The 12094-nt window shown below is 44.0% G+C and carries 9 protein-coding genes and 1 rRNA gene; 3 read left to right on the forward strand and 7 right to left on the reverse strand.

Annotation, left to right across the window (positions count from 1 at the left end; translation table 11 throughout):
• Positions 1-46: 46 nt before the first annotated feature.
• The 4 genes from BET10_RS13625 to BET10_RS13640 form a co-directional block, all read right to left on the reverse strand.
• Positions 47-1585, reverse strand: a 16S ribosomal RNA gene (locus tag BET10_RS13625).
• A gap of 564 nt (positions 1586-2149) precedes the next feature.
• Positions 2150-4030 (reverse strand): methyl-accepting chemotaxis protein, encoded by a 1881-nt coding sequence (locus tag BET10_RS13630; protein WP_070986151.1) that lies wholly within the window; start codon positions 4028-4030, stop codon positions 2150-2152.
• Positions 4031-4146: 116 nt separating this feature from the next.
• Complete coding sequence (locus BET10_RS13635) at positions 4147-5199, reverse strand: MJ1255/VC2487 family glycosyltransferase (RefSeq protein ID WP_070986152.1); 1053 nt, start codon at positions 5197-5199, stop codon at positions 4147-4149.
• On the reverse strand, positions 5196-5717 hold the full coding sequence (locus BET10_RS13640) for a phosphatase PAP2 family protein (protein ID WP_070986153.1): 522 nt from the start codon (positions 5715-5717) through the stop codon (positions 5196-5198). Before BET10_RS13640 ends, BET10_RS13635 begins: the two co-directional genes overlap by 4 nt.
• Before the next feature lie 165 nt (positions 5718-5882).
• Between BET10_RS13640 and rraA the strand changes: the two genes are divergently transcribed.
• Positions 5883-6383 carry a ribonuclease E activity regulator RraA gene (rraA, locus tag BET10_RS13645; protein ID WP_070986154.1) on the forward strand — a complete coding sequence of 167 codons (501 nt, stop codon included), beginning with the start codon at positions 5883-5885 and terminating at the stop codon, positions 6381-6383.
• A 6-nt stretch (positions 6384-6389) separates the two neighbouring features.
• The gene (locus tag BET10_RS13650) at positions 6390-7439 is read left to right on the forward strand and encodes a formimidoylglutamase (protein WP_070986155.1); all 1050 of its coding nucleotides are present in this window, start codon (positions 6390-6392) and stop codon (positions 7437-7439) included.
• Here BET10_RS13650 and BET10_RS13655 read toward each other — a convergent pair.
• On the reverse strand, positions 7436-9199 hold the full coding sequence (locus tag BET10_RS13655) for a GGDEF domain-containing phosphodiesterase (protein ID WP_083330557.1): 1764 nt from the start codon (positions 9197-9199) through the stop codon (positions 7436-7438). The genes BET10_RS13650 and BET10_RS13655 overlap by 4 nt on opposite strands.
• 20 nt (positions 9200-9219) lie before the next feature.
• Positions 9220-10449 (reverse strand): imidazolonepropionase, encoded by a 1230-nt coding sequence (hutI, locus tag BET10_RS13660; protein ID WP_070986156.1) that lies wholly within the window; start codon positions 10447-10449, stop codon positions 9220-9222.
• A gap of 95 nt (positions 10450-10544) precedes the next feature.
• On the opposite strand from hutI, the gene hutC reads away from it, so the two are divergent.
• The gene (gene hutC, locus BET10_RS13665; protein WP_070986157.1) at positions 10545-11279 is read left to right on the forward strand and encodes a histidine utilization repressor; all 735 of its coding nucleotides are present in this window, start codon (positions 10545-10547) and stop codon (positions 11277-11279) included.
• A 43-nt stretch (positions 11280-11322) separates the two neighbouring features.
• On the opposite strand, the gene BET10_RS13670 is transcribed toward hutC, so the two are convergent.
• The gene (locus tag BET10_RS13670) at positions 11323-12081 is read right to left on the reverse strand and encodes a Rossmann-fold NAD(P)-binding domain-containing protein (RefSeq protein ID WP_070986158.1); all 759 of its coding nucleotides are present in this window, start codon (positions 12079-12081) and stop codon (positions 11323-11325) included.
• Positions 12082-12094: the final 13 nt, after the last annotated feature.

The raw sequence follows: 12094 nt of genomic DNA on the forward strand, positions 1-12094 counted from the left end.
AACAATCATCTGTGTGGACACTTCGAACAAATCTGTTCTAAATCGTTAAGGAGGTGATCCAGCCCCAGGTTCCCCTAGGGCTACCTTGTTACGACTTCACCCCAGTCATGAATCACTCCGTGGTGAACGTCCTCCCGAAGGTTAGACTATCCACTTCTGGAGCAACCCACTCCCATGGTGTGACGGGCGGTGTGTACAAGGCCCGGGAACGTATTCACCGCGGCATTCTGATCCGCGATTACTAGCGATTCCGACTTCATGGAGTCGAGTTGCAGACTCCAATCCGGACTACGACGTACTTTAAGTGATTCGCTTACTCTCGCAAGTTCGCAGCACTCTGTATACGCCATTGTAGCACGTGTGTAGCCCTACACGTAAGGGCCATGATGACTTGACGTCGTCCCCACCTTCCTCCGGTTTATCACCGGCAGTCTCCTTAGAGTTCCCGACCGAATCGCTGGCAACTAAGGATAGGGGTTGCGCTCGTTGCGGGACTTAACCCAACATCTCACAACACGAGCTGACGACAGCCATGCAGCACCTGTATCAGAGTTCCCGAAGGCACCAATCTATCTCTAGAAAGTTCTCTGTATGTCAAGTGTAGGTAAGGTTCTTCGCGTTGCATCGAATTAAACCACATGCTCCACCGCTTGTGCGGGCCCCCGTCAATTCATTTGAGTTTTAACCTTGCGGCCGTACTCCCCAGGCGGTCTACTTAATGCGTTAGCTTTGAAAAAGTTGTCCGAGGACCCCAGCTTCTAGTAGACATCGTTTACGGCGTGGACTACCAGGGTATCTAATCCTGTTTGCTCCCCACGCTTTCGTACATGAGCGTCAGTGTTGACCCAGGTGGCTGCCTTCGCCATCGGTATTCCTTCAGATCTCTACGCATTTCACCGCTACACCTGAAATTCTACCACCCTCTATCACACTCTAGTTTGCCAGTTCGAAATGCAGTTCCCAGGTTAAGCCCGGGGCTTTCACATCTCGCTTAACAAACCGCCTGCGTACGCTTTACGCCCAGTAATTCCGATTAACGCTCGCACCCTCCGTATTACCGCGGCTGCTGGCACGGAGTTAGCCGGTGCTTCTTCTGTAAGTAACGTCACAGCTAAGCCGTATTAAGACTTAACCTTTCCTCCTTACTGAAAGTGCTTTACAACCCGAAGGCCTTCTTCACACACGCGGCATGGCTGCATCAGGCTTGCGCCCATTGTGCAATATTCCCCACTGCTGCCTCCCGTAGGAGTCTGGGCCGTGTCTCAGTCCCAGTGTGGCTGATCATCCTCTCAAACCAGCTAGGGATCGTCGCCTTGGTGAGCCATTACCTCACCAACTAGCTAATCCCACTTGGGCCAATCTTTAGGCGTGAGGCCCGAAGGTCCCCCACTTTGGTCCGTAGACATTATGCGGTATTAGCAGTCGTTTCCAACTGTTGTCCCCCACCTAAAGGCATGTTCCCAAGCATTACTCACCCGTCCGCCGCTCGACGCCGAATAGCAAGCTATTCTCGTTTCCGCTCGACTTGCATGTGTTAGGCCTGCCGCCAGCGTTCAATCTGAGCCATGATCAAACTCTTCAATTAAAAGTTTTTTTGTTTGAAGTAAACTTCAAACGGCGCTCATTGAATTCTGATTTTGTTCTTGTTACCAAGAACGAATTGACTGTGCTGCAACAAATTAAATTTATTGCCGTTGGTCACTCAGTTCAATTGAGACTCTAAATNTTTTGTTAGAACTCAATCTGTACGAGTGCCCACACAGATGATTGCTTCATATTTTTAAAGAACGTTGCGATGATTCAGCGCTTGACTTCATCTCGTTAGGGGTGTGCATTCTAAGCATTCCCTATTTTTTGTCAACACTTAATTTTAAGTTTTCTTGGTAAGAAAAAAGCAAAGTTAAGTTTTACTCGACGCTGACTCGTTGTTGCTTTGCTTATTCAGCGTAGCGCTCCGTGTCAGTGGGGTCGCATTATAGGGCGATCCTTTTTTTGATCAAGCTTTTTTTGAAGAAAAGTGATGAAAACAGATTGTTTGAACAAAATCCATACTAAAACCTCAAAAGTTGTAGACTTTCTATACTTCCCACTCCTTCTACAAACAAAAATGCCGCTTCATTGCAGCGGCATTTCATTTCTAGAGATAACTTTACACTTTATATTTAGCCACCGCATCTCTTAAGACTTTAGCTTGTTCAGACACTTCTTCACTGCTTTGCGCATTTGCATTGGCATGTTGAGATGCCACTTGTGCGATATCCCTGATACGAACCACGTTTTGATTCACTTCACTTGCAACCTGATTCTGCTCATCAATTGCCGTGGCTATATGTGTACTCATATCCATGATGGTTTGTACATCTTCTGTGATCATACTAAGCAACTCACCCGCCTTCTCTGCTTGCGCAACACTTTCAGCACCCTGATCACGGCATTGCTGCATAATATTGACCACTTCTCTGGTTCTTTGTTGAAGTGTAGAAATAATACTTTCAATCTCTTGTGTTGAATCTTGTGTGCGCTGTGCAAGTGAGCGAACTTCATCAGCTACAACTGCAAAGCCTCGACCTTGCTCACCGGCACGAGCCGCTTCGATCGCAGCATTCAAGGCCAGTAGATTAGTTTGTTCCGCTATACCTCGAATTACATCGAGAACAGAACCAATTGTTTCACCATCTTTTTCTAACTGTGAAACTACCCCAGATGCACCACTTAATGATTCTGACAGTGCAATGATATGCTTAATTGTAGCATCCACCTCATTGCGCCCCTGCTGAGCATTACCATTGGTTGACTCCGCTTTTTGAGAAGCTGCTTCAGTGTTGTGTGAGATATCCTGAATTGTCGCTTGCATTTGGGTAGCCGCAGTTGCAACCATATCCGCCTCATGAAGCTGCTCGTTCATACCTGCACTCGTCTGAGCCGTTGACTCTGTTAAATGAGAAGTCGCATCATTAATGGTACTTAGAGCACTATTTACTTCGGAAATTAAAATCTTAAAGTCATTGATTAAGCTGTTAAAGTCTCTAGTCATAATGGTGATTTCATCATTCCCACTTTGCTCTATCGTCAGCCCCAAGTTGTTCTCTCTGCGTATTCTTTCTATTGTGAGATAGACCCGCTCAACAGGCTTGATGATTGAGTTACTGGTAGATAAAACAAGTACCATAACGAACAGCGCGGCTATGCCAAAGATAATAAAAGCAACATACTGAACATTGCTAGAGCTTTCCTCGATAGCTGACTTGGTCAGTGCAACCACATCAACCACTAATCTATCGCTCGCCTCCACGCTTTTCTTCATTTTGCCCAGCGCACCATCATCAAGATGTAATCCAAGTTTAACCTGCGCATCTACTAATGCCTTAAACTTAGTTTGGTACTCCGATAATAGACGAAGTAAGTCTGCTTCATAATTAGCTGGGAAGCCCGCTGTCTTTATTTGTTTTGAAAAAGTATCAACTAATCCAGAGAACTTAGATAAATACTTTAAATCAAGACGTAGCATGAAATCTTTTTCAGCGCGGCGAAGTTGTAACATAGTGGCAAGCAGTTCGTAGTTCTCTCGCTCTTTTAGCAGCGTTTCAACCTCATGGACTGCACTTCTTAATTCACCATACAAAGCATCTTTTGGGTGCATACCAATTGCTTTTTGCAACTCGATAACTTTTTGAAAATCAGCATTGTACTGTTCAGACAAGCGCCTAAACTCACTAAGCTTAGTCCTATCGATACCAAAGTCGTCAAAGATTTTCTCCAGCTGAACTATCGTGCCTTTCAAGCTGCTATATTCTTGGTCGAACAGCTCCAACGCGGCTTCTTCTTTATAAAACAAGAAGTTCTTTTCATGCTTGCGCATCGTGAGCTCATGTATATTTAGCTCCTTCGAATACTGAATACCATTATTAAGCTGAAGCATTGTTCTCGCTTCGTAAATAATGACGACTAACATCACAATTAATGCAACACCGACAACCAATGCATTAAGTTGCAATCGACGTTTAATAGTTAGATTTTCTAACAAAGCCATACCTTTACCTAGTTATTGCCAATCTAGGGCAAAGTATAGCCGAGATGTTTCTTCACTGCTTCTGTTAAAGTTGCACTAAGTGAAATTTACCGAAAAAAGGGATAATTACATCGTCATTACGCAGCATTCGAGGAGGCATGGCCAACATTTAACCACAACTGATGATGCAATGAATCAACATCATGCCACTGACGATTTATCAACCAGTTGACCAAAGGTGCGGGGTCAGACGGAAAATGCACAACTTCAGCCATTGGTAATTCTAAAAATTCTTCTAGCGCATTAGAACTGAGGTAATGCATTACTTTGGCCCGGCCCATATTCTCCAATGTTAACGCATTGGTGAGTTGTTCAAATTGACCACTTAAGGGTTTGAGCAGAAGTTTCTTGCCAAACTTCATTGCTTCACTGGATAGCTCAAAGCCCGCATTAGCAACGATTCCGCTGGTATTGGCTAAGTCTTTTAAAAACCCACTTCGACTCGGTGTACGCAGGTGCACGTTTGATAATGACTGGTTCTGGGCATCAGGGTGATAACAATAGAATTCCTTGTCAGGAAAGTCTCTAAGCAACTCCATGATTTTTGATAGCTCTTCAAATGGCAAATACACAAGTACCTTATTCGCAATCGACTGACATTGGTTATCTGGCGCTTTATATGGAATAAACGGTGGTATGATATTTTTTGCAAAAGGCTGCCAATGGACGCCTAAGTGAATATCCGCAGGTGCAAACTGCTTCATTAAATGGCGCGTAAAAAAGCCGCCGCCCGCTAATGGTACCTCAGGGAATAAAAATGATGCTTGATGACTCATAGCGATAACGGGTACTTTCGCCAGTTTCGCAGCCCAGGCTGTGATAGGCTCAAAATCATTAAACACTAAGTCATATTTGGATAGGTTTAACTTCCTGACATCCTTAATGAATTTACCTAACTTCAATCTTTTTAGCGTCTCAAACTTATCTACTTGCCCATTTTGTGATGCAAAGCTCAAACCATCTCGGCTTTGATAATTACCAAACACATCCATATCGAAATATTTATCTCGTGCTCTCCCCGAGAAAAAATAATCTACCTCAACACCAAGCTGAGCAAAGCTCGCAGCCATGATGCGCGCCCGAGTTGTATGACCATTTCCAGTCCCTTGCACTCCATACAATATTTTCATAGCGTTCCTACTATACCAATCGCCAAACTTGCGCATCCAACTCCCATCAATGCACCAACTATCACATCTAACGGGTAATGCACGCCTACAACAACACGAGATAACGACACACCAATAGCCCAGATCACAAGCGGAATTGATAATATAGGTAAATGCTCTGATAGACACGTCGCATACAACCAAGCTCCCGCACTGTGCCCTGATGGCAAACTAAATTTATCGCTGGGTGTTAACAATGCTTTTTGAGCAAAACAATCGCATGGACGCACTCTGGCAATACGATTTTTTACGTAAAAGTAAATTGGCCGCTCCATTGCAAAAGCCAGTACAGTCGTCAGAGCAAATAGCTGCCCTAGTTGCTCTAAAAACACCGCACATAATAGCGCCAGCAAAACATACAGTCCGCCGTTACCACTTTTTGACAAACCGAGTGCAATCAACCGCCACCAATGCTTCGGACTGGGCGTAAAAACCTTGAAATATAACGCCGTATCGAGCTGAGCCAGCTTACTTTTCATAACATTTCACTCACATGCTGTGTATAAATTCAGCATAGAAGAGCTAAATAACAAAACCGTGACAATTTTAAGACACTAATATGTAAGTTACTGTTTACCATTGCTAAGGCGTCATATGCGAGTATACTGGGCCTGACTTAATGTTATTTTCTGAGGATAATAGTTATGGATTACAGCACTTCCGACTTATGTGATCACTTTGCCGATGTGGTTGATGTGCTCGAGCCGATGTTCATTAACTTTGGGGGCCAGCCTGCTTTTTGTGGCCGCATTAAAACCGTTAAGTGTTTTGAAAATAACGAGCTTATCCAAAGTATGTTGGAGCAAGATGGTACAGACTGTATTTTGTTGATTGATGGTGGTGGCTCAACACGACGCGCGCTCATTGATATAGATCTTGCTGAACTAGCAGTAGAAAATAATTGGCAAGGCATCGTTGTATATGGCGCTGTACGTCATGTAGATGAACTAGAAGAATGCGATATCGGCATTCAGGCCATTGCATCGATACCTGTTGCCGCCGACAGCGAAGGCTCAGGTGAACAAGGTATTCCTGTCAACTTTGCTGGTGTATCATTCTTTGAAGATGATTATCTATATGCAGATAGTACTGGCATCATTATCTCCGCTGAAGAGTTGTTATTAGAACCGGAAGAACAAGAATAATCCTATATGGCAAAATGGTTACATGTCTACAGTGAGGCTGATGTCACAAGCCTCACAAGCACTCGTGCAAATGAACAACGTTTTTGGCAAGCACTGACTTTTTTGGATTCAAGTTCACAATTAGAGTCAGCACTTAAAGATGCAGCTGCATTTGGTATCAAGTACGTTTTACTAGGAATCAATGAAGACTTTGGCCCTAAAGCAAACTGCGGAAAAGGTGGTGCAACACTTGGATGGCAGGCTTTCTTACAACGCTTTTTGAACCTCCCATGCAATGACTTTCTGACACCGAACAATGTGCTTTTGTTAGGGGAAATTGATTGTGACGACCTCCAGCAACTGAGCGATCAGTTGGACAATGCAAATCCAGAACAATTAACCGCATTAAGAAATTTGTGTGAACAGTTAGACGAGCGCGTGTCGCAAGTTTTAGCGATGGTTTTCGCCGCAGGACTTGAGCCTATCATTATTGGTGGTGGCCACAATAACTGCTATGGCATATTAAAAGCTCTATCACAAACATCAGGCATGCCTTGCAACGCGATTAACTTTGACCCTCACGCTGATTTTCGAGCACTTGAGGGAAGACACAGTGGTAATGGCTTCCATTATGCTTATGACCAATCCTTTTTAGGGGATTATCATGTTGTGGGCCTACACGAACAAAAAAATAATCAAGCGATTGTAACAGCGCTTAAACAAGCTAGATTCAGCTTTACCAGTTACCAAGAGATTCAAGTCAGTAGAGAATACTCACTTACTAAAGCATGCGAAATTGGCCTACAACGTTTTGCGAATAAAGCGCCACTGGGCATTGAAGTTGACGTCGACAGTATTAGCTATATGCCAGTTAGTGCTTTTACCAACTGTGGATTTAGCGTAAGCGATGCGGAGCATTTCGTTTATCTGGGAGCCAAACAGGAGAGCTCACGCTACTTACATTTATGCGAAGCGGCACCTGCAAACCATCCACAAGGCTTACCTCAAGGTATGCTTGAATCTGGCCAGGTTTTAAGTGCCCTTGTATGTAGTTACCTAAGAGGTAAAGTCGATTAATCATTGCGTTGCAGATGCCACTTGTGCAACCAACTCATCATGTTTTTAGTGTTCATAGGTGAGGCTAAGTGATGCCCTTGTATGGCATCGCAATTCAACTTTTGAGCGAGCACTAACTGCTGCTCGCTTTCAACACCTTTACAAATCACTTTTATGCCTCGCAATCGCTGCATCGCTATCAGATCAGATAGCACTTTGTCGATCCCTTGTGGCTTTGGGGGCTGCGTCAAAATAGGTGATAATTTGAGATAATCCACATGCAAATTCGCTAGCGTGCTTAAAGTTATAGGGTGTTCACCAAATCTATCAATACCCACATCGACACCTCGTTGACGCAATTCTTCGATACGGCTTTGGCTTTTCTTATCCAAGTGTTCATGCAAATACGATGGATATTCAAGGTGAATTTCACCAGCTTGAAGGTAGTGCTCTAATAATACGTGCTCCATAAAATCTAAAAAGCCATCTTTAAACATTTCAGGCCCGAATATGTTAACTGACAAAGGCACCTGAATATCTTCCATCTTCAATGCCATTGCAATTTCAGCCGCACGCTCTATAACAAAGTGCGCGACGGGAGTGGCCAATCCTGCCAAACGGATATCATCAATAAACTGCTCTGCGCTTAAAAGACCCAATTTCGGGTGCGGCCATCGAAGCAATAATTCTAAATAAGCAATATCTCCGCTTGGATGAGTAAATGCAGGTTGAAAATAGACCTCAAACGCTTCATTTATTACGATATCGGCAAGCTCTCGTAATCTCATTTGCTGGTCTACTTGGGAAATTTGCATATTTTGCTGATAGGCACAAATGGCGTGCCTAGGCATTTTATCTAGCGCTAAATACGCACACGAAATAAGACTATCAAATTGGCCTAGCTCTTCATCACAATGCACATAGCTAGCTCTTGCCGAGATCTCTAGCGTACAATTTCCAACGTAAAAGGGCTGTAGAGTAGATTGTAATATATCGTCGATGAGCTGTTCATGAAGATGCTCATAACGAACAAGACGACAAACAAAGGCAAAGTGAAGCCCACCTAAATGGGCTAACCTAGAGACCGAGTTTCCATGTGGAATAGGAAAGATATCGTTGCTGTGTAATTGCTGTTTAATACGATTTGCAGATTCGGATAACAAAGTATCACCGAATTCTCGTCCTAGTTGCCGATTTATCTGCTCTACCCCTTCCAGAAAGATTACCACTAACATTGCCGCGCCAGGGTCCAGTTTTCTTTGATTTTCATACGCTTGACGTAGACTGGCTCTGTCAGGTAAACCAAGATCATTGCCTAGTTTTCCCTGTTCATGCTCATCTTCATGAGAGAGCTCAATGTTGTAATCATCGTTTATCGCATACATGAACCCAAAATATATAGGGAGTAAAGCAGTTGCACTAAGCATTATGGGCCATTGGGAGAGCAAATAACCTGAGAGTAAGACCGCATATATGCATGTACATATTGCAATAAGCCGCGCAGGCCAAGGCGATGAAAAAGATAAAGAGTAAATAAAATATACGGCAAATACGATAGCCAGCAAATACATTGCCAACGGAACATTCAATGAAAGGAGCAACAAGGTGATGGCGCAAAGGGCTGCATGCAACCCTTTTATTAGCATTTCTCTTGCTGCAATTGTAAGCATAATACCAGCACAGCAAACAGCTCCTAACAACATAGCCTCAAGTATCGAAATCATACCGACGCTCACACTGCTAAAAGTTGGTGCCAACCAAGTCGAAATGAGTATTAGCACTCGCTTACCATAATAAAAATCTATGAGTAGTTTATAAGTTTACCCGAGATCCATAGATTTGACAGATCGCTAACACCAAATTGATAACTAAGCTGAGCTGGATGCTCAACTTGCCATGCAGCAATATCGGCGCGCATACCAACTTTAAGCACACCGCGATCACTCAAGCCAAGTGCTTTGGCAGCGTTAACTGTGACACCTTGCAACGTCTCAAGCGGCGTCATTTTAAACAAAGTACAAGCCATATTGAGCATCAGCCTAAGTGAGCATAAAGGTGCAGTGCCTGGATTAAAATCGCTGGCGATAGCCATTGGAACTTGATGCTTTCTCAACAAATCTATTGGAGGTTGCTGTGTTTCACGTAGGAAATAAAAAGCTCCCGGTAATACAACAGCTGTCGTACCTGCTTTTGCCATTGCGATAACACCTTGCTCATCTAAGTACTCTATATGGTCCGCTGATAGCCCGCCAAACTCTGCTACCAACTCACTACCATGCTGATTTGACAACTGCTCTGCATGGCACTTTATCTTTAACCCTAATTGCTTTGCTTTAGTAAACACCCGTTTAGTTTGCTCGTAGCTAAAGCCTACGTTTTCACAAAACACGTCAACGGCAACTGCGAGCTGCTGCTTTGCAACCTGTGGCAGCATTTCTTCACACACTAGTGTGATGTAGTCATCCGCCCGTTCCTTGTACTCTGGCGGTAAAGCATGCGCGCCTAAAAATGTACTCTGTACATCTACGGGATGATTTTCATTGAGCAACTGATTGACTGTTAGCAGTTTGATTTCATTCTCACAATCAAGTCCATATCCAGACTTACTTTCTACTGTAGTCACGCCCTCACGTAACAAACTACTCAGTCGCTCTTTGCCCAGTACAAACAGCGTTTCTACGTCAGCCTCGCGGGTCGCTCGTACCGTACTGGCAATGCCCCCACCTTGTTGTGCAATTTGTTGGTATGACACACCATTTAAACGCTGCTCGAACTCCGTAGCACGGTTACCTGAAAACAGAATATGAGTATGGCAATCAATGAGGCCAGGCGTTACCAGTTGCCCCTTTGCATCGTGAAGTGGCGTCGCCAAAACGTCAAACTCAGGCATATCTTGCATCTGACCAAGCCAAATTATGCTTCCTCCTTTAATCATCACAGCCCCTTGTTCTATTAAGCCATAAGGTGCTGGAATATCTGCATCCATCGTTGCCAACGTGGCGTTGGTGATCACTAAATCTACATCAAGCATACATAGCCTCTTAAAAAATCAAGTTGCTAGGAGTGTAGCAAGCTTACTTGTATATACAATATAAGTGTGCCATCTTTATTTTATAATAATTAAACATGAGTACTAAGGCATTGGATGCGCAACCTAAATTTGCCCAAATAAAGCAGTACATTATTGATAATATCCGTGCGGGAACTTGGCATGAAAATCAGAGGGTTCCCTCTGAAAATGAGCTTGCCGAACAATTTAACGTAAGCCGGATGACGGCAAGACGGGCACTTAGTGAGTTAACCGACACAGGGATTCTAACTCGCTCTCAAGGTCTTGGAACCTTTGTTGCGAGTTTTAAATCGCAGTCTTCGCTCCTTGAAATAAAAAATATTGCAGACGAAGTACGACTTCGCAATGGTCACTATTCATGTACAGTTTTATCACTAGAGTCGATGGCTGCAGTCGCCCCAATTGCGATTGCATTAGGTGTTGAAGTCGACAGTCAGGTGTATCGTAGCGTCTTGATACATAACGAGAATGACACACCCTTGCAGGTTGAAGAGCGTTTTGTAAACCCAACTCTAGCAGGAGACTACTTGCAACAAGATTTCGCTGACTTTACACCACACGAATATTTATCTCATGTTGCCCCTTTAACCGAAGCTCGACATACCGTAGAGGCCATTATGCCCAGTAATGAAGTTTGCCAGTGGCTAGGCTTATTTAATGAGGAGCCTTGTTTACAAGTGATCCGTCGCACTTGGAGCGCTGAAGGCATTGTGAGTTTTGCTAGGCTCATTTCACCTGGCAGCAAATATCGCTTAGGTGGCCACTTAACCTTTAAGAAAAAGCAGCCTTAGTATCACAGGAACAAAGCGAACCAAAACCTATCGGATTATTAGCTTATATGGGGTGCTGGTAGTTAAAGCCCAACTGGCAAATTGCCGTGCCATCGATGATCCGCTCTACTTTCTCATCACTAGCAAAAGTTGGCGCAGGAGTACCTAACTGTTCACACTTTTGCTGATAGTACGCCTCACGGCTCGGGTGAGATGGGTAACAAACATTGTAGATATCCTTCGCCTCATGCCAGTTATTAAGCACTGTAAATACAGCATTGAGCACATCTTGCTGTTGAACCATATTTACGCTTCCCTGTGAAGAACTTCGCAACTGTTTTGCTGACACAAAGCGTCCAGGTTCTCTTCCTTGGCCTACCAATCCTGCAAGCCTGAGTACCTTTCCACCGTAACTCAAAACTTGCTGCTCCGCACTAACTAGCACATGCTGTCTTGATGATGCTAGACTTGTCTCACTTTGCTCACTATAACAGCCGCTATCATTGCTATAAACGCCCGTGCTTGAGCATAATAAAAAACCTTGGCAATCAAGTTTTTTACTCAACAACAACGACTGTTCTAGAGTAGCTAAATAATTACTTTCCTCACTGCGAGCCCTCGGTGGAATTGCACATACCCACCACGCATCACGAAGCGTCACATTATGTTGCAATAATGCTCCGTCTAGGTGAAGTTTTCGTTCAAATTCATCTTCCTGCCGAGGTTGCGTTCGTGTCCCTTCAACGAGCCATCCTTTAGCCATTGCTTGTACGCATAATGGCCTCCCTAACCAGCCAGCTCCAAGTACTACAAGTTTGTTCATTGTGATGATTTAA

Source organism: Pseudoalteromonas amylolytica (assembly GCF_001854605.1).
Classification (GTDB): domain Bacteria; phylum Pseudomonadota; class Gammaproteobacteria; order Enterobacterales; family Alteromonadaceae; genus Pseudoalteromonas; species Pseudoalteromonas amylolytica.